General features: G+C 39.7%; 23 protein-coding genes and 1 pseudogene. 21 read left to right on the top strand and 3 right to left on the bottom strand.

What is annotated here, in order from left to right:
* Positions 1–83 precede the first annotated feature (83 nt).
* The 10 genes from A5849_RS07490 to pheA all read left to right on the top strand — a co-directional run bounded on the left by A5849_RS07490 (position 84) and on the right by pheA (position 12866).
* Entirely contained in the window at positions 84–2309 is a 2226-nt protein-coding gene (locus tag A5849_RS07490; protein WP_002292032.1) for an alpha-galactosidase, read from the top strand.
* A gap of 17 nt (positions 2310–2326) precedes the next feature.
* Positions 2327–4210 carry a glycoside hydrolase family 2 TIM barrel-domain containing protein gene (locus tag A5849_RS07495; RefSeq protein WP_002342180.1) on the top strand — a complete coding sequence of 628 codons (1884 nt, stop codon included), beginning with the start codon at positions 2327–2329 and terminating at the stop codon, positions 4208–4210.
* On the top strand, positions 4191–5165 hold the full coding sequence (locus A5849_RS07500) for a beta-galactosidase small subunit (protein ID WP_002306525.1): 975 nt from the start codon (positions 4191–4193) through the stop codon (positions 5163–5165). Before A5849_RS07495 ends, A5849_RS07500 begins: the two co-directional genes overlap by 20 nt.
* Positions 5166–5839: 674 nt before the next feature.
* The gene (gene aroF, locus A5849_RS07510; RefSeq protein WP_002313693.1) at positions 5840–6862 is read left to right on the top strand and encodes a 3-deoxy-7-phosphoheptulonate synthase; all 1023 of its coding nucleotides are present in this window, start codon (positions 5840–5842) and stop codon (positions 6860–6862) included.
* Between the two features lie 32 nt (positions 6863–6894).
* Positions 6895–7959, top strand: coding sequence for a 3-dehydroquinate synthase (aroB, locus tag A5849_RS07515; protein ID WP_002316320.1), 1065 nt, complete (start codon positions 6895–6897; stop codon positions 7957–7959).
* A gap of 1 nt (position 7960) precedes the next feature.
* Entirely contained in the window at positions 7961–9127 is a 1167-nt protein-coding gene (gene aroC / locus A5849_RS07520; protein ID WP_002313695.1) for a chorismate synthase, read from the top strand.
* 16 nt (positions 9128–9143) lie between these two features.
* A complete protein-coding gene (locus A5849_RS07525; RefSeq protein WP_002309040.1) occupies positions 9144–10235 on the top strand; it encodes a prephenate dehydrogenase in 1092 nt (363 codons plus the stop codon).
* Between the two features lie 12 nt (positions 10236–10247).
* Positions 10248–11543, top strand: a complete 1296-nt coding sequence (gene aroA, locus A5849_RS07530; RefSeq protein WP_002348377.1) for a 3-phosphoshikimate 1-carboxyvinyltransferase — start codon at positions 10248–10250, stop codon at positions 11541–11543.
* Positions 11536–12045, top strand: coding sequence for a shikimate kinase (locus tag A5849_RS07535; protein WP_002348378.1), 510 nt, complete (start codon positions 11536–11538; stop codon positions 12043–12045). Before aroA ends, A5849_RS07535 begins: the two co-directional genes overlap by 8 nt.
* Complete coding sequence (gene pheA / locus A5849_RS07540) at positions 12042–12866, top strand: prephenate dehydratase (RefSeq protein WP_002348379.1); 825 nt, start codon at positions 12042–12044, stop codon at positions 12864–12866. Before A5849_RS07535 ends, pheA begins: the two co-directional genes overlap by 4 nt.
* An 81-nt stretch (positions 12867–12947) precedes the next feature.
* Here the strand turns inward: pheA and A5849_RS07545 are convergent, their stop codons facing one another.
* The 3 genes and pseudogenes from A5849_RS07545 to A5849_RS15200 all read right to left on the bottom strand — a co-directional run.
* On the bottom strand, positions 12948–14678 hold the full coding sequence (locus A5849_RS07545; RefSeq protein WP_002348380.1) for a sensor histidine kinase: 1731 nt from the start codon (positions 14676–14678) through the stop codon (positions 12948–12950).
* Positions 14675–15604, bottom strand: coding sequence for an AraC family transcriptional regulator (locus A5849_RS15195; RefSeq protein WP_025478110.1), 930 nt, complete (start codon positions 15602–15604; stop codon positions 14675–14677). Before A5849_RS15195 ends, A5849_RS07545 begins: the two co-directional genes overlap by 4 nt.
* Positions 15605–15922: 318 nt before the next feature.
* Positions 15923–16183: pseudogene (locus tag A5849_RS15200) on the bottom strand (response regulator); the annotation flags it as partial.
* Positions 16184–16456: 273 nt separating this feature from the next.
* Here A5849_RS15200 and A5849_RS07555 point away from each other — a divergent pair.
* The 11 genes from A5849_RS07555 to A5849_RS07605 all read left to right on the top strand — a co-directional run bounded on the left by A5849_RS07555 (position 16457) and on the right by A5849_RS07605 (position 24809).
* The gene (locus tag A5849_RS07555) at positions 16457–17743 is read left to right on the top strand and encodes an ABC transporter substrate-binding protein (protein WP_025478111.1); all 1287 of its coding nucleotides are present in this window, start codon (positions 16457–16459) and stop codon (positions 17741–17743) included.
* A 136-nt stretch (positions 17744–17879) separates the two neighbouring features.
* Positions 17880–18749 carry a carbohydrate ABC transporter permease gene (locus A5849_RS07560; protein ID WP_002329276.1) on the top strand — a complete coding sequence of 290 codons (870 nt, stop codon included), beginning with the start codon at positions 17880–17882 and terminating at the stop codon, positions 18747–18749.
* Positions 18746–19633 carry a carbohydrate ABC transporter permease gene (locus tag A5849_RS07565; RefSeq protein ID WP_002334734.1) on the top strand — a complete coding sequence of 296 codons (888 nt, stop codon included), beginning with the start codon at positions 18746–18748 and terminating at the stop codon, positions 19631–19633. The genes A5849_RS07560 and A5849_RS07565 overlap by 4 nt, the downstream gene beginning before the upstream one ends.
* 167 nt (positions 19634–19800) lie before the next feature.
* Entirely contained in the window at positions 19801–20484 is a 684-nt protein-coding gene (locus A5849_RS07570; RefSeq protein ID WP_002292009.1) for a DUF1538 domain-containing protein, read from the top strand.
* Complete coding sequence (locus A5849_RS07575; RefSeq protein ID WP_002306549.1) at positions 20481–21254, top strand: DUF1538 domain-containing protein; 774 nt, start codon at positions 20481–20483, stop codon at positions 21252–21254. The genes A5849_RS07570 and A5849_RS07575 overlap by 4 nt, the downstream gene beginning before the upstream one ends.
* Entirely contained in the window at positions 21251–21649 is a 399-nt protein-coding gene (locus A5849_RS07580; protein WP_002313700.1) for a P-II family nitrogen regulator, read from the top strand. Before A5849_RS07575 ends, A5849_RS07580 begins: the two co-directional genes overlap by 4 nt.
* A gap of 183 nt (positions 21650–21832) precedes the next feature.
* Positions 21833–22504: a hypothetical protein gene (locus tag A5849_RS07585; protein WP_002292003.1), complete on the top strand. Its 672-nt coding sequence runs from the start codon at positions 21833–21835 to the stop codon at positions 22502–22504.
* A gap of 61 nt (positions 22505–22565) precedes the next feature.
* Complete coding sequence (locus A5849_RS07590; protein ID WP_002292001.1) at positions 22566–23003, top strand: hypothetical protein; 438 nt, start codon at positions 22566–22568, stop codon at positions 23001–23003.
* Between the two features lie 11 nt (positions 23004–23014).
* Entirely contained in the window at positions 23015–23683 is a 669-nt protein-coding gene (locus A5849_RS07595; RefSeq protein ID WP_002309053.1) for a 2,3-diphosphoglycerate-dependent phosphoglycerate mutase, read from the top strand.
* 60 nt (positions 23684–23743) lie between these two features.
* Positions 23744–24367: an HAD-IA family hydrolase gene (locus A5849_RS07600; RefSeq protein ID WP_002306550.1), complete on the top strand. Its 624-nt coding sequence runs from the start codon at positions 23744–23746 to the stop codon at positions 24365–24367.
* A 55-nt stretch (positions 24368–24422) separates the two neighbouring features.
* Positions 24423–24809: a DUF1149 family protein gene (locus A5849_RS07605; protein WP_002291995.1), complete on the top strand. Its 387-nt coding sequence runs from the start codon at positions 24423–24425 to the stop codon at positions 24807–24809.
* The last annotated feature ends 55 nt before the right edge of the window (positions 24810–24864 follow it).

The following is a 24864-nucleotide window of genomic DNA, read 5'->3' on the forward strand; positions in this document are numbered from 1 at the left end:
TTCTATTGACAAAATTGTTTAGTAAACAGTATACAGGAATTATAAAAAAAGTAAACGATTTCCGTTTTGGTGGGAGTGAAATGATGGATATTACGCATAAAAAAACAGAAAAAAATTTCATCTTATTTGATGAAAAGAGCCGAGTATTCCATTTACGAAATACATTTCTTTCTTATCTGATAAAGATAGAAGAGAGCAATGTATTGGCGCATATTTATTTTGGCAAACCAGTCAAGCAGTACAAAGACAATAAAAATTATCCCCGAAGAGATCGTGGATTTTCAGGAAATATTCCCTTAAATCCTGACCGGTCTCTGTCGAAAGATACACTACCACAAGAATACTCTTCTCATGGCAGCATGGACTTTCGAACGCCCGCATCGATCATTCAGCGCAAGAATGGGTCAGACTTACTGGATCTGAGATATGATAGTCATTATATTACAGATGGGAAGCCAGACATCGAAGGCTTGCCTCAAACTTATGTGCTAGACAAGTCAGAGGCACAAACGTTGGTGATTTCACTTAAGGATAGAGAAACAGCGATTTATTTCGATTTGTTCTATACCATATTTAGTGATAGAGCAGTGATCACACGATCTGTAAAGATAAGAAATGAAACTAGAGAAACAATCAAACTAGAAAAAGCAGCTAGTTTCCAGTTAGATTTTGCCCATACTAGGCGATTTGATGAAGTCATTGCTTTGCCAGGAGCACATGTCAATGAAAGACAGATCTCACGGCAATCTCTTTTATCTGGAACAAAAGTATTTGAAAGCCGTCGAGGAACGAGCAGTCACCATATGAATAACTTTATTGCTTTAGTTCATCATCATACGACAGAAAATACTGGAGAAGCGATTGGACTTCAATTTGTTTATTCCGGCAACCATTCTTTCGAACTTGAAAAAGATCAGATCAATCAATTGAGAGTCGTCGGTGGGATCAACAGCCATTGTTTTTCGTGGGAATTGAATGCAAATCAGTCTTTTCAAACACCTGAAATGATCCTTTCTTACTCAAGTCAGGGATTGAACAAAATGAGTCAGATCCACCATGAGTTGCTACGTGAAAGAATCGCAAGAGGTCGTCATCAATTTGCTGAACGGCCGATTCTTGTCAATAACTGGGAAGCCACTTACTTTGACTTCAATAGTGAAAAAATCAAGGCGATCATTGATGAAGCAAAGGAGCTAGGCATCGAAATGTTCGTATTAGATGATGGCTGGTTTGGAAAAAGAGATGCGGACAATTCTTCATTAGGAGACTGGTTCGAGTATAAAGGCAAGTTAACAAATGGATTACGTGAAATAGCAGATTATGCTCATAGCAAAGGATTGAAATTTGGTTTATGGTTTGAACCAGAAATGATCTCCATTGATTCTGAACTGTATCGAACACATCCTGATTTTCTTATGCAGGTGCCAGGTAGAATGCCTTCTGCTTCCAGATCACAACATGTACTGGATTTTACAAGGTTAGATGTTCGGCAGACGATTGAGAAACAAATGAGAAAGATTTTAGACACGATTCCTCTTGACTACATCAAATGGGATATGAATCGTTCGCTTTCAGATATCTATTCGATTACCCTTGACCCACTTAGACAAGGAGAAGTAGCGCATCGTTATATGCTTGGGCTTTATGAACTACTCGAACATTTGACAGCTGATTATCCGGAAATCTTATGGGAAGGCTGTTCTGGTGGAGGTGGGCGGTTTGATGCTGGTTTTATTTATTATATGCCGCAGTCATGGACAAGTGATAACACGGATGCAGTGGAGCGTATGAAAATCCAATATGGAACAAGTCTTGCTTATCCGATTTCGTCCATCACGGCTCATGTATCAGCTGTACCAAATCATCAGACTGGCAGATCTACTTCGTTGAAAACAAGAGGAGAAACAGCTATGAGCGCTGTTTTTGGTTATGAACTGGATTTGACAAAGCTGTCTCCTGAAGAAAAAAAGCAAGTCAAAGAACAAATTATATCCTATCAAACGATTCGTCCCGTGATCCAGTACGGCCATTATTATCGTTTGGCGAGTCCTTTTGAAGAAAATATTGTCGCATGGATGTTTGTGTCTCCTAAACAAGATGAAGCTATTGTGTTTTTAGGGAGGATACTAGCTTCAGCTCAACCAGCGTTCCATGAAGTATATCTGTTGGGGTTAGATGATGAGGCACTTTATCAGGAACAGACCTCGAAGCGGCTATTTTCGGGGGCCGAATTGATGACAGTCGGACTTTACTTCCCTGATTTTCAAGGTGATTTCCAAACAGAGCTGCTTCATTTCAAAAAGTTATGAGAGAGAAGGAAAAAAGTATGAAAGCAAATATAAAATGGTTAGATGATCCACAAGTTTTTAGAGTGAACCAATCAAATGCGCATAGTGATCATGTTTGCTATGCAACAAGGGAAGAAGTAGAAACCACATCATCCCTTAAACAGTCTTTAAATGGAACATGGCGTTTTTGTTATTCGCCAAATCCTTCGGTACGTCCAAAAACATTTTATAAAAAAGATTTTGATGCCTGTTCTTTTGATGAAATCACTGTTCCTAGTCATATTGAATTAGCAAATTATGACAAGATCCATTACATCAATACGATGTATCCGTGGGAGGGACATGTATTTCGCCGTCCCCCTTTCACGACAAGCCCTGAGAAAGAGGCGGAAGGGATATTTTCAGCTGCTAAAGACAATCCGGTGGGGTCCTATTTGACGACTTTTCGATTAGAAGAAGGTCTAAAGGGAAAACAAATCTCGATACATTTTGCTGGTGTAGAACAAGCAATGTTCCTTTGGTTGAATGGTCATTTTATCGGCTATGCCGAAGATTCGTTCACTCCGTCTGAATTTGATTTAACACCTTATTTGGAAGAAGAAAATATTCTAGCTGTGGAGGTTTACAAAAGAAGTACAGCTGCATTCTTGGAAGATCAGGACTTTTTCCGATTTTTTGGGATCTTCAGAGAGGTCTTCTTAGTTGCTCGAGGACAAAACCATTTAGAAGATCTTTGGATCAAACCTCGCTTAGATGACAAATGTCAAAATGGTAAACTTGAAGTAGATTTGTCTTTTGAGCAAGTAGCCAAAAACAGTCAGCTGAATGTAGCGATACTAGATCCTGAGGGGAAGGAAATCTATCAACAGCAATATCCGTTAAAAGAACAAATGACGATTCGGATCGATGGATTTGAAAACGTGGCATTGTGGGGGCATTTTCAGCCCAATTTATATAAGCTTGAATTGGAGACGATAGACGAAGAAAAAAGAGTAACGGAGTATATTAACTATTCCTTCGGTTTTCGTAAAATCGAAATCAAAGATAAAATCATATACTTCAATGGAAAACGGATGATCATCAACGGGGTAAATCGACATGAGTGGCATCCAAGAAAAGGACGCGCCATCACTATAGAAGATATGGAAAAAGATTTGGCTATCATAAAAAATGCAAAGATCAACGGCGTACGGACATCTCATTACCCCAACCAGATCACTTGGTATTATTTATGCGACCAAGCAGGTATCCACGTGATGGCGGAAACGAACCTCGAATCCCATGGCTCATGGCAAAAAATGGGTGCATTTGAGCCTTCTTACAATGTGCCAGGTGCAGTACCTCAGTGGCAATCTGCTGTTCTTGATCGGGCAAAAACGAATTTCGAAACATTAAAGAACCATCCAAGCATTCTTTTTTGGTCTCTTGGAAATGAATCCTATGCGGAAGAAAACATTCGACAAATGAACGATTACTTCAAAAAAGTAGACCCCGATCGACTTGTTCATTATGAAGGGAATTTTCCAAATCCAGCATTCGAAGATTCGATTTCAGATGTAAAAAGCTGCATGTATGCGCCACCAGAAGAGATTGTTGACTACCTTGAAAATAAAGCGGAAAAACCGTTCATCTTATGTGAATACATGCATGACATGGGGAATTCGTTAGGTGGAATGGATTCTTACATGACGTTGCTTGATCGTTATGAAATGTACCAAGGAGGCTATATATGGGATTTTAAAGATCAGGCGATCCAAGTGACTGATCCAATCACTGGTAGAGAAGTGATGCGCTATGGCGGTGACTTTGACGATAAACCAAGTGACTATGAATTCTCAGGGAATGGAATCGTTTTTGCAGATGGACAAGAAAAACCCGCCATGCAGGAGGTAAGATATTATTATGAAAAATACAGTAAATAAAAGTCATATGGAGACAGAAAAAGTTGCAATCGTCTTCGGCGACTGTACATTAGGTGTCAAATCGGGGAATACGCATTATATTTTTTCTTATACAAGAGGCGGACTAGAATCGCTCAATAAAAACGGAAAAGAATGGCTATACCGGGAAACACTTCCAGTTTTTTGGCGGGCAACGACCGATAATGACAGAGGTAGCGGATTTGGATTTAAATCTGGTATGTGGTTAGGAGCCGGATTGTATCCAAAAGTCAAAGAAATAGAAGTACTGGTGGACAATAAAAAGATCGATTTGCCGATTGCCCCAGTAAATAATCAATATTCAAGTAATGAATACGCTGGAACAGTTGAAATCATTTTTACACTGGAAATCAACACAGTACCAAAAACACAAGTGACAATTTCCTACCAAATCGCTGGAGAGGGTAAAATGCTTGTTAAAATGCATTATGTTGGACAAAAAGGGTTGCCGGAATTACCAGCATTGGGTATAAGGTTCATTATGCCAACAAAAGCAAAATTCTTTGAGTATGAGGGTTTATCAGGGGAAACATATCCGGATCGGCTGGCTGGTGGTATCGAAGGTATTTATAAAGTGGAAGGACTCCCTATCCCTCCATATCTTGTTCCCCAAGAATGCGGTATGCATATGGAAACGAAATGGCTAGAACTGACAAGAAATCAAACATTGGATAATACGGACAAAGATCAAGAAGACTTTTCGTTGCGATTTGAACAGCAGGATACGCCATTTGCTTTTTCCGCTTTACCATTCAAAGCAGAAGAACTGGAACAGGCGACACATATAGAAGAACTACCGCCAGAAAGACGAACGGTTCTTACGATTTTTGCAAAAGTAAGAGGAGTCGGGGGTATCAATAGCTGGGGAGCGGATGTTGAGTCACCTTATCGCATCAGCGGCGAAGAGGACCATGAAATCAGCTTTATTATCCAGTAGCGATCTTTAGATTATTATTTGAAAAACAGAGTTTACAAGACAAAGCTGCTTTATTCTATACGTCATGAACAAGATACGTCATGAACAAGCGAGCAAAAAAGTTCTCAGAATCTTTTGTTCATGACTATTTTCTTCAATGAAACCAATTGTTATTTTTCTGAAAAATAAAGTTAACTATCAGAAAATTAAAAAAAGTTTCACAAAAATGATTGACAGTCGATTTTTTTATGTCTATACTAGGTACAATTCTTACATCAGTTTGGAGCGATTTTTTATGAAATCTAGAAAACTTACAAAACTGAATACGTATTACTTTAGCTATTTTAGATAGGTTTGTATTCATGACTTCGTGGGTACAAACAAACCAAGTTTGTATCTATGATGGCTAAAGATTTTTAAACACGACTTACAGCCACGTAGAGAAATTCATCTATAGTGGCTATTTTATATTTTTGCAGCGCTTTTTAAGGCTCGTTGAAGATGTTCACTGTAGAGGCAATTTCCTACAGGGACATCTTTTTTTGTTGATTATCCGGTTCATAAGTAGGAAAGAAGGAGCGAAAATGAGAACAATAGGACACGGTCGTTTAGTAGGAATTTATGTAAAACCACCTTGAAAAAGTAGAGAAAATCAGCCAAGATAGATAAGTAAACAAAAGAAAGCGGGAAAAACAATGATAGTAATTATGAAAAAAGAAGCAACGGAAGAACAAGTAAAAAAAGTCGTCGATCATATCGAAAAAGAAGGATTCAAAGTCTCAATCGATCAAGGAACAGAACGAGTAGTGATTGGACTAAAAGGTGATACGCGAAGTTTACAAGAAGGAGCATTTACACGCTACGAAGGAGTAGAAAATGCTGTGCGTATTTTGAACACATACAAATTGACTTCTCGAGAATTCCATCCTGGCAATACAGTCGTGGATGTAGACGGAGTAAAAATCGGTGACGGCAGTTTTGTGACGATGGCTGGTCCTTGTTCTATCGAAGGATTAGACCAAATCAGAGAATGTGCGCGGATGGCTAAAGCCGGGGGCGCAAAAATTCTGCGAGGTGGTGCCTTCAAACCACGTACTTCTCCATATGCTTTCCAAGGTTTAGAAGAAGAAGGATTGAAATACATCCGTCAAGCGGCTGATGAATTTGGAATGAAAGTGATTACTGAAGTGATGGATGAAGGACATATCGACATGGTGGCTGAGTACAGCGATATCCTACAGATTGGCGCACGTAATATGCAAAATTTCAAACTGCTATCTGCTGTCGGCAAAACAGGTAAACCTGTTGGATTGAAACGTGGGATTTCTGGTACGATCAATGAATGGCTTAATGCTGCAGAATACATTGCAGTCGAAGACAAATCTCCTGTCATTTTTATCGAACGTGGGATTCGGACTTACGAGACAGCTACACGTAATACGTTTGATTTAAGTGCTGTCCCATTGATGAAAAAATTAACTCATTTCCCTGTGATCGTTGATCCAAGTCATGGTACAGGTATTTGGGATCTTGTACCACCAATGGCCCGTGCGGGTGTGGCAAGCGGAGCAGATGGCATGATCGTAGAGATTCATCCTGATCCTGCAAATGCTTGGTCAGACGGTCCCCAATCGTTGAATGAAAAGACTTACTCACGCATGATGAAAGAAGTGACGATCATGAAAGAAGCAATGGAAAAGATCCAAACACTCGATTAATGTCAGCTTTTTAAAAGAAAGAAGTGAAACGAATGCTTACTGTACATGTTGATAACCAGAAATACGATATTCATATTGAAGAAGGTGCACTAGAACAGGCTGGATCATGGCTTCAAACGATTTGGAAGCCTCAAAAAGTAGCTGTAATCACTGATACCAACGTTGCTCCACTGTATGCGGAAAAAATCATGTTCCAATTGAGACAAGCTGATTTTGAACCAGTCCTTTCAATCGTACCGGCGGGTGAGACCAGTAAATCTTTGGAACAAGCAGCTGAGTTATACGATTTTTTGGCAGATAATGATTTTACCCGCAGCGATGGAATACTTGCACTTGGTGGAGGAATGGTGGGTGATCTAGCCGCATTCGTGGCCTCAACGTTCATGCGTGGGATCCATTTCGTTCAACTTCCGACTACGCTACTTGCACAAGTAGATTCTAGTATCGGTGGGAAGACAGCAGTCAATACAAACAAAGCGAAGAACCTTGTCGGAACATTTAGCCAGCCAGCTGGCGTATTGATTGATCCTGAGGTTCTAAAGACTTTGCCGGTACGTCGTTTACGAGAAGGGATCGCTGAAATCATCAAATCAGCAGCTATAGCAGATGCAATGCTTTGGCAACAGCTGAATGAGCTGAAAGACGAAAAAGATCTTTTAGAGCATGCTGTTCCAATCATTACTGCTACGTTGAAAATCAAGCGAAAAGTAGTGGAAGAAGATGTCTTTGACCAAGGAAATCGACTTATTTTAAATTTTGGTCACACAATTGGCCATGCAATTGAAAATACAGCAGGATATGGGGTAGTCAGTCATGGAGAAGGAGTAGCTATTGGAATGGTAGCCATCACTTCTCATGCAGAAAAAATCGGCTTGTCTCCAACTGGATCGACAGCTGCATTAGAAAGGATACTCCAAAAATTCCACCTGCCGATTACTTACGATCTAAGTCATTCAGAGGAATTATTCCACGCGATAACCCATGATAAGAAAGCAAGAGGAAGCCAATTGAATATCATCTTGCTAGAAAAGATTGGGCAAGCAAAAATCGTACCTGTTCCTACAGAGACATTCAAAGATTACTTAGGAGGACTGTAAGATGCGTTATATGACTGCGGGAGAATCCCATGGACCAGAATTAACAGCGATTATTGAAGGACTACCAGCAGGGTTACCTCTATCAGAAGAAGAAATCAATTACGAACTCGCTCGCAGACAAACTGGTTACGGCAGAGGAGGAAGGATGAAGATCGAAAAAGACCGTGTTCGGATCACGTCTGGCATCCGTCACGGCAAAACAATTGGTTCACCTGTCACTTTAGTGGTAGAAAATAAAGATTGGAAAAATTGGACAACTGTCATGTCTGTAGCAGAAGTACCTGAAAAAGACCGATCACTGCGGCGAGTTGCACGTCCGCGTCCAGGACACGCGGATTTGGTAGGCGGTATGAAATACCATCATCGAGATCTTCGGAATGTGCTTGAACGGTCCTCTGCAAGAGAGACGACCATGCGTGTAGCAATCGGCGCAATTGCCAAGAAAATTCTGGAAGAACTTGACATCATCGTAGCCGGACACGTGATTTGTCTTGGTGGAATCCAAGCAGAAATACCTGGAAATATCTCCATTCAAGAAATCAAAGAAATTTCTGAAGCATCTGAAGTACGGGTTGTTGATTCAGCAGTCGAGCAAAGAATAAAAGAACTGATCGATCAGACAAAGAAAAATGGAGACACGATCGGAGGAATTGTAGAAGTGCTCGTTGGAGGCGTTCCAGCTGGATTAGGAAGCTATGTACAATGGGACACGAAGCTAGATGCCAAAATCGCGCAATCTGTGGTTAGTATCAATGCCTTTAAAGGAGTAGAATTTGGGGTCGGGTTCACTGCTGGATCATTACCAGGATCAGAAGTGATGGATGAGATCTTATGGGAAGAAGAACGAGGCTACTTCCGACGTAGCAATAATCTAGGCGGCTTCGAAGGCGGAATGACCAATGGCGAACCACTTATTATCCGCGGGGTCATGAAACCCATCCCTACATTGTACAAGCCGCTTCAAAGTGTTGATATCGATACAAAAGAACCTTACAAAGCAAGTGTAGAACGTTCGGATAGTACAGCAGTTCCTGCAGCTAGTGTCGTTGCGGAAAATGTTGTAGCCACTGTGGTAGCGACAGAGCTATTGTCAAAATTCCCAAGTGATTCGCTTGTTGAGTTGAAAGCTGCAGTGAAGGAGTACCGTGACTACTTGAAACATTACTAAAAAGGGGGCAAATAAGATGGCACAACATGTTTTTATCGTGGGGCTTGGACTGATTGGTGCTTCTATGGCACTTTGTATTCGTCAGACCAATCCAGAACTGATAGTAGTTGGTTGGGATAGTCAGTCAAAAACCCGTGAGCAAGCAGTAGAACAGCAGATCGTTGATTACGTTGCAAATGATTTTGAAACAGGTGCAGAAAAAGCAGACGTTATCTTATTAGCCGTTCCCGTCCGTACAACCTTAGCTTATCTTGATGTCCTTGAAAGAATCAACTTGTCTGATCACGTCATCATTACGGATGTCAGCAGTACGAAGCAGCAAGTCGTGACATCCGCTGAGCAGAAAAATCTTCGGTTTGTCGGTGGACATCCAATGGCTGGTTCTCACAAATCAGGTATACAGGCAGCAGATGCTAAACTATTTGAAAATGCCTATTACATCTTTACACCTTTGGAAAAGACGAAAAAAGATGTTGAAAAACTGCAAGAACTATTTTGCGGAACCAAAGCAAAATATGTGACTCTTACAGCAGGAGAACATGACCGTATAACAGGAATGCTAAGTCATTTTCCACATATTCTGGCAGCTGGTTTAGTCAATCAGGCAGAACAATTCAATCAAGAATATCCGCGAGCCAAACAACTAGCAGCAGGAGGCTTTCGAGATATCACTAGGATCGCTTCCTCGGATCCTGTCATGTGGACAGATATTTTGTTGAGCAATAAGCAGATATTATTGGAACGATTGGCAGATTGGCAGCAAGAAATGACACAAATAGCAGAATGGATCATGACTGAGAACCAATCGGAAATCTTTTCTTTTTTCAATCGGGCAAAAGAAAGTCGAGACCAGTTGCCTATCCATAAGCAAGGCGCGATCCCTGCCTTTTTTGATTTATTTATCGATGTGCCAGATGAGCCTGGCGTTATTGCAGAAGTAACTGGACTGATCGGAAAAGCGGGAGTTTCTTTGATTAATTTGAAGATCCAAGAGACGCGAGAAGATATTTTAGGGATACTGCAAATCAGTTTCAAAAATCAACAGGATTTGTTACAAGCAAAAAGAACCATTTTGTCTAATACCAGTTATCATTGCTGGATCAAATAGGAGGCTGGATAAATGCGATTATTACAACAAATACATGGATTAAGAGGGACTGTTAGGATACCAGCAGATAAATCGATTTCTCATCGCAGCATCATGTTTGGAGCAATTGCTGAGGGAACGACGACTATACAAAATTTTTTGCGCGCAGAAGATTGTCTGAGTACTTTACATGCCTTCCAACAATTAGGCGTCGAAATCGAAGAAGAGGAAGAGGTGATCAAGATTCATGGTCGCGGTAGCCACTCCTTTGTCCCACCAACTGAACCCATCGACATGGGAAACTCCGGTACGACGAGTCGTTTATTGATGGGTATTTTGGCTGGACAGCCTTTTACAACGACTCTGTTCGGTGATGCTTCGTTGTCTAAACGTCCAATGGGGCGAGTGATGGAGCCTTTACGCGAGATGGGTGCTGACTTGCAAGGAAATGAAAATGATCAGTATCTACCAATCACTGTGACAGGAGCCCGCTCTTTATCACCTATCCGATACAATATGCCTGTAGCTAGTGCACAGGTCAAATCTGCTTTGCTGTTTGCGGCACTACAAGCAGAAGGTACATCCGTAATCGTTGAGAAAGAACGTTCCCGTAACCATACGGAAGAAATGATTCGTCAATTTGGTGGAAGGATCACAGTGGAAGATAAAACAATCATGGTGACAGGACCGCAAAAATTAACCGGTCAGCAGATAACTGTTCCAGGTGATATTTCATCAGCTGCATTCTTTCTAGCAGCAGGGCTTCTTGTTCCGGAAAGCCAACTGTTGTTAAAAAATGTCGGGGTCAACCCAACAAGAACCGGTATCTTAGATGTGTTGGAGGAGATGGGCGCAGCGATTACCCAGACGAATCACAATGAACAGAACCAATCGGCTGATTTAAGTGTCAAGACGAGTCGTTTGAAGAAAGCAATGATTGGTGGAGAAATCATTCCGCGTCTGATTGATGAACTGCCCATTCTAGCTTTAGTGGCTACTCAAGCAGAAGGAATCACGATCATCAAAGACGCAGAAGAATTAAAAGTAAAAGAAACCAACAGAATTGATGCGGTGGCAGAAGAATTGCAAAAAATGGGGGCAAAGATAAAAGCAACAGCAGACGGTTTGATCATCCATGGACCAACACCTCTGCATGGCGCAAAAGTTTCCAGCAGAGGCGATCATCGAATCGGGATGATGCTGCAAGTAGCTGCTTTGATAGCTGATGGACCTTGCGAACTAGAAGGAGCCGAAGCCGTTTCAATCTCTTATCCGGCATTTTTCGATGATTTAGCAGAACTTGTGTCAGGAGGAGAAGTTCATGGCTAGCATTTTGCTGATTGGTTTCATGGGCGCTGGAAAAACAACGATCGGTAAAGGGTTAGCTCAACGTTTACAAAAAGAGTATGTAGATTTAGATACAAAGATTGAGGAACATATCCAATTATCGATTGCCGAATATTTTCACTATTACGGTGAAAACAGCTTTCGAAAAGTGGAGTCAAAGGTTTTAAGAAAGCTGTCAAATGAAGATAAAATTATCGCGACTGGTGGAGGAATCGTCCAATGTGCTGCCAATCGGCAATTTTTACAAACGCAGCCAATTGTTCTTTATTTAGAGGCAGAAGCAGATTGTCTAATCGATCGTATCCAACAAGATAAAACGTCTATTCGGCCGTTAGCTCTTGGAAAAACAAGAGAAGAAATAAAAGCTTTATTGGCACAACGACTTTCCTGGTATGAAGAGAGCGCGACACATCGAATCAACACGACCAATGAAACACCAGAAAAGATCATCGATACCATTATAGAAAGGATCAAAAGCATATGAATGTCAGCTATCTAGGGCCAGAAAGTTCGTTCACTTATCAGGCGGCTTGCCAGCTATTTCCTACAGAACAATTGACTGCGTATGCTTCGATCCCTGCTTGTTTGCGCGCGTTGTTTCGCAAACAGGTCGATCTGGCTGTCGTTCCTGTAGAGAATTCATTGGAAGGATCTGTTCATCACACAATCGATCTTCTTTCCAAACATCCAGAAGTCGAAGTTAAAAGTGAAATCGTTCTTCCTATCAAGCAGCAGCTTTTAGGCAATGCAGCAACAAAGATTACAAAAATCCTTTCTCATCCCCAAGCACTAGCACAATCACAACAGTTTTTAGAAACGCATTATCCTAATGTGCCTTTAGTAGCAACAGAATCAACAACTGCTGCAGCAATGTATGTAGCAGAACATCCGAAAGAAGACGCAGCAGCGATTGCTTCATTAGAAACAGCACAGCATGTTGGATTGGAGATCTTAGCTGAGAATATCCAAGATAATGAGTTGAACCAGACACGTTTTTGGATCGTCGGTGACCGAAAGCTGACCAGCCAACAGTCAGCTCCAGTAAAAATGAGTGTCATCTTGACCCTACCTGCTAATCGGCCAGGGATGCTTCATAAAATGCTGGCAGCTTTTGGCTGGCGGGAGATCAACTTAAGTAAGATTGAATCCCGACCATTGAAAACTAGCTTGGGAGAATATTTTTTCGTAATCGATTTGTTATTGGATCGCCCAATGGCATTAGTAGAGAATGCGCTCCAAGAAATCAAGATGCTCGGAGGAAAAAGTCAAATATTAGGCTGTTATCCAGTATTGACAGTAGAATAGACGCGTAGATGAAAGTCAAGAATACTGATTGATTGATTTAACTTAAAAATAAAAAAATCAGCGCTTGGCTATTCTTTATTTTTAATATTCTGATTGGTTTTTAAGAAGAAGTGGGAGACAAATCGTTACAGTCGTTCCTGTCCCAATCACTGATTGGATCGTTAAGCCATATGCATCTCCATACATTAGGCGTATCCGCTCATCTACATGGCTGATGCCGATTCCTGAAAAATGATCATTTTTTTGTTTGGTATTTTCAGTATCGAAGCCATCACCGTTATCAATCACTTCGAATAAAAGAAGCTGATTTTTTGTTTTGCCGTACACCGTGATGAATCCTTGCGTTTTATTGTGAAAAGCATGAAGATAGGCGTTTTCGATAATTGGTTGAAGGATCATATTCGGCATAGATAATGTCTGCAGTTCATCAGGAATCATTATTTTAGCCGAGATTCTTTCGCCATATCGCATACTCAAAAGATCGATGTAACTTTGTACGCTTTTGATTTCTTCCTTGACTGGAATCACTTCTTCTTTTTTCCCAATCGTACTTCTTAGTAAAGTAATGAAACTGTCGATTCCTTGAACTGCTTCATCTGTTTTTTGCTGCCAAATCAAAAATTTCAAGCTAGTCAGCGTATTATAAATAAAATGGGGCTGTATCTGTGCTTGCATAGTCTGGATTTCAAGCGAACGTTTCTTCTTTTCGTCTTGGATCGTCTGTTCATAATGATGCTGCGCATTACTTAGCAATTGATTGATCGTATTCCCTAGCAATTGGACTTCATGGCTTCCTTGCACAGGAACAGTAGCTTTTAAGCCATCTTCCTCTAGCCATTTTAGCGAATCAATCAAGCGGTAGATCGATTTTGTGTGTCGATCCAAATACATAAATACCAATGAGCCAGCAAAAGCAAGTGTCACGATATTATACAAAATAATGGGGAAAATCACGCCCATTTGGTTAGACAAAGAATGAAGATCGACTTGACTGAGTAATGTACAATCCTGGCGGTACAGAGGAAGACGGGTCAACTGCTGTCCATTTGAAATCGTTGTTTCACCTACTGTTAGTTTTTTGAAAATCATTGATCGGCTTCCAATTGTATTTTCTTCATTTGATGCGATGATCGTCTGTTCTTCGTTCATGAAGGAGATCTTCGATATCTCAGGATTTACTACAGATTGAAAAAGATTCGCTAGTTGCTGGGATGAGATCGATAAAACAGCATATCCGTAAACGTGATTCAATGTGTTTTTCAGTTTTTTGACAAAGAAGACGCTGGGCGCTTTCTTATCGCGAAGAGTCAATCCGTATTGTGCAAAAAGCATTTGTGTATCCGCAGCACGTTCATTCACTCTCTGGGCAATCGCAGATTGAAAAAAAGAATCGGCAGATACGGCAGTGAGCATATCGTTTCCGACAAAAGTTCTTCCATTTTCTCCAAAGATCAACACATCGTAATCAATCATTGGATGGATTTTTGAAAGAGAGTCATTCATTTTTTGGATCGTTCTTAGCTGCTGAAGCTGTTCCATATGTTGGACTGGACCATTGGAAAAATAGCTTTCGACAGCTGGGTTGGAATCAAAAGCGGCTAATGTATTCTCGATTGCATCATTCAAGCTTTCAAATTCAGTTTGGATCTTTTTTAGTACCACATCATTCGATTGATTGAACAGCTGGATATAGGCATCCCTTGATCGATGATAAATAAACAAAGAGATGACGATGGCCTGCAGAAAAAGACCGATGAACAAAATGAACAGAAGTTTGGTAAAGAGTTCATGCTCTTTGATTTTTTTTCTCATTTTACAAAAGTTCCTTTACGGTATTGAGAAGGTGTCATTCCTGTCTCTTCTTTAAAAACTCTGGAGAAATAACCCAGTTCGGTATAGCCGACTTTCTCACAGATTTCCGTCAAAGTAAGCCGTGTTTCCGTTAAAAAGAGCTTGGCTTTACTAATACGGACTTTTTTTAGATATTTTGAAAAGTTGATACCAAATTTTTCAGTAAAGATAGCTGAGAGATAGCTATATGAAAAATGATATTTTTCGGATAGAAGTTGTAAATTGATTTCTTTCTCATAATTTTCCTGGACGAACTCGTAGATCAAAGTCAAGATATCGAAATTGTCTTTTATTGCATTTGCAGAAAAGTGGGTGAGTTTCTCAAGTGTTTCTTTGACAAGAATAGAAAAATCTTCCAAGTACTCAGCATCGGCTAATAAAGAAGGAAGGGCGATCTTGAGCAAAGAAAGTTCTTCATTCCCAACATATTCGTCAGCCAAAGCGTTGAGTAATGCATAGAAACGATTGATTGCCTCATGTTTCAAATAAGCTGGATCAATAGGCTGTTCCAATATTGTCGTGAAGAAACCCTCAAGTTCTTTGACAGCTAAAGCGTAGTCTTTATGAACGATTTTTGTTAAATAGCTACTTGCTTGCTGCTCGTGGTTGGTTGATAACGGAAGAAGTTCATGCTGATAAGCAAGGTTCTTTCCCTTATGATAGAAACGTTGTCCTTTGGTGCAATTTCTGATTTCTTGGAATATTTCATTGATATCTTGGATTGGAAAAGAGTCAGAAACAACAAAAAAATCACCTGGAAAAACTTCTTGACGAAACTTTTGAACAAACTTCCTAAGCGTATCTTTGGAATCAGTATTGATCACATAGCCGGATTCTTCCGAAAAGGTAGAAAAGGGATAAATAGTAAACGAATCGTCGCTATCCATCAACGAATGGATGATCGACTGTTTTTGTTTAGAGCCTTGTTTTGAACTGAATGGCCGTTTTTCGGTATATAACAGAAAAAACAAGGTGTGTTCAAAAAGAAGAGGGTCAAGCAATGGACGAGTTTGTCCAGCAATCTGCTGTGAAAGATTCTCGCAGATCTGCTCATAACGATCGGTGATTGGGCTTTTGTTGGGCTTTTTTTTGATTTTTTGTGAAACGGCAGTTAAGGAATTTAGAAAAAAATCAGGACTCAATCGAGGTTTTAAAAGATAATCAGCGACGCCTTCTTTAAAAGAATCTTTAACCATATCAAATTCATCATAGCTAGAGAGGATAAGGATCTGTGTTTCAGGTTGTTGCCGTTTTAATAGCCGCGATAATTCGATCCCATTTAGTTCAGGCATCATTACATCTGTGACCACAATATCGATTGCATGTGCCAAAGAAAAGTCAAACGCTTTCAATGGACTGGAAAAAGTTCCTATTAATTGAAACCCGTGCTCAGACCAATTGATCAACTGTTTCATTCCATCTAAAATCGTCTGTTCATCATCGATAAGAATTACGCGTATTGGCATTTTTTTACCCGCCTTAAGAATAGTCTTGTAATTTAAAAATACTTATTTCTAGGAGAAAATGCAAGGATATTTTTATTTTAAAGAAACCTCCACCCATTCGATCTTTGGTCTAGATGCTAAGATTATTCCTTTTGTCATAGTTGATTTGTATTTTTTTATTATTTTAGGAGAAATTTTTGAAGTATCTGGATAATAAAGAAACCGTTTTCAGATTTTGGTATGATGAATGTAGCAAACATAAACAACTAATGGATGGAAAAGGAGCGGATAAAAATGAACATCAGAAAGTTAATTGCTGGAGTCGTTTGTTTAGCGGCAGCATCAGGTTTCTTAACAGGATGCGGAAGTGCTAGTAGCACAGCAGACAACGAAGAAAAAGTCACTGTCTGGGCGTGGGATGAGACATTCAATATCAAAGCAGTGAATGAAGCAAAAAAAATTTATGAGAACGAAGAAACAGAGATAGAAGTTGTTACGATGTCTCAGGATGATATCGTTCAGAAACTGAACACCGCTTTAGCAAGCGGGAATACAGAAGGATTGCCCAATATCGTCTTGATTGAAGATTATAGGATACAAGGCTATTTGACTTCTTATCCAGATGCATTCGCTGATTTGTCTGCTATTGTAAAGGAAGATCATTTTGCACCGTATAAATTTGCGGTAAACAAAGTAGGAGAAAAAATATACGGTGTTCCTTTCGATTCGGGCGTAACAGCAAACTTCTATCGTACGGATCTGATGGCTGAAGCAGGCTATACAGAAGAGGATATGGAGAATCTGAAGTGGGACGAGTATATTCAAGTGGCGCGAGATGTCAAAGAAAAGACAGGAAAGAAAATCGCTGAAGTCAATCCTTCTGATCTTGGTCGAGTAAGAATGATGATGCAACAGGCGGGAGAATGGTATACGTCCAAAGATGGGGAGACGGTCACGATCCAAGACAATGCATCTTTAAAGTATGGTCTTGAATTATTTGCCACTCTTTTGAAAGAAGATCTAGTCGAACAAACTTCTGACTGGAATGCTGGAGTAACTGCGATACAATCAGGAGCAGTAGCTTCTAGCCCAACTGGCGCTTGGTATTCTTCAACGATCCAAGGAGCAGAAGACCAAGTTGGAAAATGGAAGATTGCGCCAATACCTGCACTGCCAGAAAATTTACAAAAAGCGCAAGCTTCTAACCTTGGCGGAGCTGGTTGGTATGTGCTCAAAGGAGTAGCTGGAGAAGAATCAGCGAAAGATTTCCTCGAAGCAACGTTTGCATCGAATGAAGAACTGATGGGCACTCTTGCGAAAGAAATCGGACTGGTGTCTACGATGCTTAGTGCAAATGAACAAGAAGCTTATCAAGAAGCTTCAGAATTTTACAGTGGCCAAAAGGTCTTTGATGATTTTTCCAAATGGACATCAGAAATTCCAGAAGTGAATTACGGACATGAGACCTATGCAATTGAAGCAGTCGTAGCCGAAGCTCTTCATCGAATCATCAATGGAGAAGAGACAGACAAGGTACTAGCAGATACACAAAAACAAGTAGAAGCACAGTTGGCTAATTGATTGGTGATAAAAAAGCAAATTTCTTTGCTTTTTTATCAGACAACCGAAAAGACAAAAAAGATGGCGGCTGCCTTACAGACGTTGTCTTTCTTGTCTTTTCATGTAGATAATCAATGATAGAATTGGAGGGAAAAGAATGAAGCAGAAAGATTTATTCAAAAACGGGCATGCTTTTTTAATCTTGCCAGTCATTTTGATATCGATCATGGTTTTTATTCCGATGGTTTTGGCTTTGATCACGTCTTTTCAAAGTGGTCCCCCTGTCAATATGACATTTAACGGATTAGGTAATTATCAGCGGATGCTGACAGATGCTACTTTTAAAAAAGCTTTTTTCAATACGTTCCTGTATTTACTAGTTCAAGTACCAATCATGCTGTTTCTAGCGCTTTTTATTTCCAACCTTTTAAATGATAAAAAGCTGAAATATAAAGGGTTGTTTCGAACAGCTATTTTTCTTCCGTGTATCACTTCGATGGTCAGTTATTCTCTGATTATGAAAAGTCTATTTTCTCAATCTGGCCTTGTAAACAACTTGTTGTTGGGCATTGGTATGATTGATACACCGATTGGCTGGCTGACTCATCCAATTTGGGCGAAAGTTCTGATCATTCTTTCGATCACTTGGCGTTGGACTGGATACAATATGATTTTTTTCCTTTCAGGCATGCAAAATATTGATTCGGAGATTTATGAAGCAGCATCTATTGATGGTGCTTCTAAATGGCAGCAGTTTATCAAAGTGACGATCCCGAATTTAAAACCGATCATTTTGTTTACTTCCATTACTTCGACGATCGGGACATTGCAGCTTTTTGATGAAGTACAAAATATTACTGGCGGGGGTCCAGCAAATGCAACGACCACCTTGTCTCAATACATCTATAATTTGAGTTATAAATTCACGCCTAATTTTGGATATGCGGCAGCAGTTTCCTTTGTTATTGTTGCCTTTATTGTGATATTGTCGATAATCCAAACGAAAGTAGGAGGAGAGAGTCGATGAAAAGCATGGTAGAAAAAGAAACGATCGAACATCCCAACGTCAAAAAACAAGCCTTAGGACTTCGTTCGGCAATTGGGTCAGCATTAAAGTATACAGCATTAAGCATCCTATCATTTATTTCCATTTTCCCTTTTGTCTGGATGATTCTGGGAATGACGAATACACCCGTGGATATCACATCGGGAAAAATAAAGATTGGCAGTAACTTGATCATCAATTTTCAAAATTTGTTTTCCAATGAACTGAATTTTACTCGTTCCCTTTGGAATTCAGCAATGATCGCTTTAGTGACCACTGTGTTTGCATTGCTGATTTCCTCAATGGCAGGATATGGGTTTGAGATTTATCAAAGCAAGCGAAAAGACTTGATTTTCAATATTCTACTGCTATCGATGATGGTTCCTTTTGCGGCGTTGATGATTCCTTTGTATCGAATGTTTTCACAATTGAACGGAACGATTTTGGGAATCAATAGTTTCTTAGTTGTAATCTTACCATCTGTCAGCACTGCTTTTTTGATCTTCTTCTTCCGACAAAATGTTAAATCCTTTCCAAAAGATCTAGTAGAAGCCGCTCGATTAGACGGTCTAAAAGAACTAAGTATTTTTTTTAGAGTATATATGCCGACGGCTAAAAATACCTATGCAGCGGCAGCAATCATCACATTCATGAGCAGTTGGAACAATTATTTATGGCCCTTAGTGGCTTTGCAATCTCCTGATAAACGGACGGTTCCGCTTGTTTTATCTGCTATGGGTGCTTCCTATACGCCAGATTATGGAATGATCATGGCTGGATTAGTCATTGCTACTTTACCAACTGCCATCGTATTTTTTGTTTTGCAAAAGCAATTCGTTCAAGGAATGATCGGCTCTGTAAAATAAAAAACAACAGCAAGTGCGTCCCTACAAAGTCATCTTTTCCAAGTAAAAAGATACTTTTGGGACGTGTGTTATTTTATGTTGAGAAAAATTAAAAGATAACGTTTTAAGTTTATACTCGAAAACTCTTTCATTTTAAGGTAAACTTAAAGAGTAAAGGAGGAGGATACATGCTAAAAAATTTTAAAGAAGTGATTGCTGCCATATTGCCGATGACCGTCCTGATTGTCATTTTAACGTTTGTTTTTGCGCCGTTAGAAGGAGAAGACCTCGCTTCATTCTTGGTAGGTGCGGCTATCATGATGATCGGAATGACGCTCTTTTTGTTTGGGGCAGACTATTCCATGATGGAAGTCGGAGATCTAGTAGGGAAATATATGATCAAAAAGAAAAGTTTGGCTGTTTTGGTCAGTTTGGGGTTTGCTATCGGGATCGTGATCACGATTGCCGAACCTTCCGTGCAAGTTTTGGGACAACAAGTATATGATATATCTGACGGAGAGATTGGCAGAGTGTTGCTGATTGGGATCGTCAGCGTCGGCACTGGAGTATTTCTAGCCTTTGCGCTGCTTCGGGTCGTATTCAAGCTATCCTATTATCAATTGATGGCTATAGGCTACATAGGCGTTTTGATCGCCTCGTTCTTCACCAGTTCCGAATTCATGCCGATTGCTTTTGATTCGGGGGGAGTGACTACTGGTCCAGTAACTGTTCCATTTATCTTGGCCCTTGCCGGAGGGATGACTAGTATGATCAAACAAAAGAAAAATGAAAATGACAGCTTTGGGATGGTTGGTATTGCTTCATTAGGACCAATTCTTGCCGTAATGATTTTGGGGGTGATCTTCCAATGAATTTCTGGCAGCAAGTGATAGATGGTATCGAGATCGTTACTATGGAAGTTATTTTAGCAGTGGCACCTATCGTGATTCTATTTGTTTTGATGAATATCATTAGTTTTCGTATGCGCAAGAAGCGTTTCTTTGACATTATGAAAGGCTTCTTGATAACGACTATTGGGTTGATCCTTTTCCTGCACGGAGTCAATATGGCTTACGTTCCGGTAGGACAGCATTTAGGTAGTACGATCGCTGGATTGCCCTATAATTATATATTGGTTCCACTTGGCTTTTTGATGGGGTTCCTAGTAGGGTTTGCTGAGCCGGCGATTCATGTAATGGTCAAACAGGTTGAAGAATTGAGTGAAGGGAGGATCCGGTCGAAAGTCATGCTGATGGTAATTTCGATTGGGATTGGCGCAGCAGTAGGATTGTCTATGTGGCGTTTGCTCGTCGGATTCTCTCTTTATTATTTCTTGATTCCAGGATATGGGCTAGCATTTATTTTAGGACGAAAAGTGGACAAGATCTTTTTAGCAATGGCTTTTGACAACGGTGGAGTAGCAACGGGTCCGATGTGTTCGACATTTATTTTATCAATGAGCGTGGCGATCGCTGCACAAATTGAGGGAAGAGATCCGATCATTGATGGGTTTGGTGTGGTTGCAATGATTGCATTGACACCAATATTATCCACTTTAGTACTAGGATATATTTATAAACGAAAAGATGAAAAAGACAGAATCGAAAAAGAAAGATTGCAAAAATTGGGGGGAAGCAAATGAAAGATCTTGTAGCATTGAATCTTCACATGATTGTGACGATCGTGGACGGAGGAACAGGTGAAGATGTCATCGACTTTTCAAAAGAAGCAGGTGCAGCTGGCGGTACAATCTTGCATGGTCGTGGTTCTGGTGTACATGATTCAGGGAAATTTTTAGGTTTGGACATCTCGCCAGAAAAAGATGTTGTTTTGACATTAGTACCAGATAGTTTGACGAATCAAGTGATGGATGCGATTGGTCAAGGCATCAACATCGATGTTCCAGGTAACGGGATTTGTTTTAGTATTGATGTAGATAAAGTAATTGGTATCACTAAGATTCATCAGTATCGGGAAATTATCGGGATGCAGGAACTTTTGGATGAAACTAACGATAGAGAAAGTCCTGAATCATAGACAAGCATTTGAAGAAAAAATATACCTAAATAAGAAGGCGGATGAACGTTATTTCCGCTTTTTTGTTTAGGTTTTTTCGTGAATACTTATGAAATAGTAAATTTTTATGAAATTCTTCTCTAAGCATCAGACATTCTTTTCAAAATATGCTATTTTAAAAATGATGAAAAAAGGGGGAGAAAAATGAATTTTTTAGTTGTTTTAAAAGATACTCTGATTGAGCGGTCTACATTTCTATATGTTCAATTGCAGGAAAATAAAACATTGCTGCATTTTTCACCAGAGTTCCATCTAGAGGGACTAACATTAGGAGAAATTTATCAAGCAGAAGGACTATCGGCTGTTTTGCACTTTTTTGAGGCAGAATTGGAATTACCGGTAAAAGATTATATCGAGCTTTCTCTCGAATCTTGGGATCGAGCAGTCGTTGAGCTATTCCCAGAAGGTTTGATGATCGATACGAATGATGGGAAGATTCATTTGACTGCAGCAGAACTACAGAAACAAATGCGTTATCAAATAGATGATGAAAATTCTTTTTCTATTTTTAGACGTCAGCAAAAGATTCTAAAAAGCTTTTTAAAAGTAATCAGTAAAAAACGGAATTTGATCAAAACGACTCAACTGTTGAAAAAATATCCAAATCTGCTTCATACGTCCATTCAATTCCCTCAATTGATTACGATGATCCATCGATTTATACGTATGCAACAGCTACCATCTAAGAAGCTGTTTTTGCCATTGACGGACACATTCCGTGTAGTCAACAGAGAAGATAAAAAGAAAGTGATTGTGATCGACTTTACCAGAAATCGGAATGTCCTTCATCAAGTCGCAATGGAAAAGGCCAATTAAGGCTTTTTCTTTTTTGTTTTTTTTGTCATAATGAATGATAGATGATGGAGGAGATAATAGGATGCAAACATGGTTAGAAAGACTGATACGGTTTCAGCAGAACTATCAAAAACTTATGCAGGGAAGATATGCAAAATTTGATCAATTGAATCGGGTTCTATTGATTATCGCACTTTTTTTTAGTTTACTAAGTCGGTGGTTGCCATTTAGAATCGGGCAATTGTTGTTCATCGTCTTTTTCGGATGGATGCTATTTCGTTTTCTATCAAAAAAAATCTATCCTAGACTAAATGAAAATCAACGTTATTTGGAATATTTTGATAAAGTCAAAGAAAAATATCATCAGATGAGAAACAAAAAGCAAGCTAAAACGGAACGAAAAAGCTATACTTTTTTTGAGTGCCCGAATTGTCATCAAAAGCAGCGTGCGCCTAGAGGAAAAGGACGAATACGCGTGACATGCAAAACATGTGGCATAAAATTCGAAACGAATGTTTAAGGGAGAAAAAAATGAAATTAGTATTATTGCGTCATGGCGAAAGCGAAGCAAATTTTGAAAATTACTGGACAGGGTGGCTAGATGTCGCCTTAACAGAAAAAGGAAAAGAACAAGCAGCAGTAGCCGGTCAAAAAATGTATGAAGCCGGTCTTCAATTCGATGCGGTTTACACCTCTGTTTTAAAACGCGCGATTCTTACCGGTCAAGTCGCACTAGAAGAAATGGGGCAGTTGTGGCTTCCTATAGTAAAAACATGGCGTCTGAATGAACGGCACTATGGGGATCTTGTTGGTAAAAACAAGGATCAGATGAAAGAAATATACGGAAAAGATCAAGTAAAGAAATGGCGCAGAGGATATACAGAAGTTCCGCCGCTAACCGCAGAAAACCGATTTGACCGCAGATATGATCATTTGGATCCACATTTGATTCCGTACGGAGAAAGTCTAGAAATGACAGTGAATCGGATCATTCCTTTGTGGCAAGATCAACTAGCACCAAAACTGAAAGATCGGAAAGATTTACTAGTTGTGGGTCATGGGAATAGCATCCGAGCACTGACAAAATATTTAGAAAATGTTCCTGAGGATCAAATGGATACAATTGATATCCCGAACGCACAACCAATCCAATATACATTAACAGACGATTTGACGATTCTAGAGAAAACAATACTTTAATCAACGTATTTATCTATAATGAAAGATAGAAAAAAGAAGCAAAGGAATGGAACAAAAAACGTGAGAAATTATATATGGGACTTTGATGGGACATTGTTTGATACGTATCCCGCAATGGTAGATGGTGCTCAGCAAGCTCTAAAAGATTTTGGTATCAATATGGACAAAAAAGAGATCTACTTCAAAATGAAAAAATATTCCACCAGTTATTTGATCAATGAATCAAATTTGGACGCCAATGAGTTTAATGAATGGTTTCATCGGTATGAGAAAAAAAGCAAGGAAGCTTCCCGTCCATTTCCAGAAACGAAACAAGTACTTGAAAGGCTAAAAATCAATGGAGGACGTCACTTCATCTTGACCCACCGTTTGACAGAATCGACATGGGAACTGCTGAAAGAGTATCAATTAGCCCATCTGATTGAGGAAGTAGTAGGGATTGATCAGGATTTTCCTCGTAAACCGGATCCAGCATCTTTAAAGTATTTGATTGAGACTTTTCATTTAGAAAGAACAGACACGATGATGATCGGCGATCGCCGTTTAGATATTGAAGCAGGGAAAAACGCAGGAGTCGTTACTTGTCTTTACGATATCGATCATTTTCTGGGAGAGATTCCTGCAGATTATGTGGTAGGAAATTTGAATGAAATCCTATCCTTGCAGAGTAACGTAAAAAAATAGTATCCCCTTACAAAGGAGATATGTTATAATTTTTATAAAGGAGTGATAAAATTATATGGAAATCAGAAGACAAAAAGAAGTAGTAGAAGCATTTCATTATGATATGAGATTACCGAACCAAGAAGTAGAAACAGATTTGAAAGTGGGCTTCTCGCCTTTGAAAGAAACGATCGAAAACTATCCGAAAGAACATAGCATCGTAGGAGCACGCTTAGAGTTCCGTTTAGTGTTTGATACATATGTTTTATCTGGAAGTGTGAGTCAGATCAATCATATCCTCAATCGGAAAATTGAAGGTCAAAATGATGTCACACAAGAAGAAGTGGACGAACTAGTAGCACCTTTATTCGATATCGTACGCCGGATGTCTTATGAGGTGACAGAGATCGCCTTGGATCAGCCTGGGGTAAAATTGAATTTTCAATCAGAAAAACAAGAATAGACAGTAAAAACATGCCTGTGATAGTTTTAATCTATCACAGGCATGTTTTTTTATT

The sequence above is a fragment of the Enterococcus sp. 10F3_DIV0382 genome, assembly GCF_002140245.1.
In the GTDB taxonomy this organism is placed as follows: Bacteria; Bacillota; Bacilli; order Lactobacillales; family Enterococcaceae; genus Enterococcus_B; species Enterococcus_B lactis.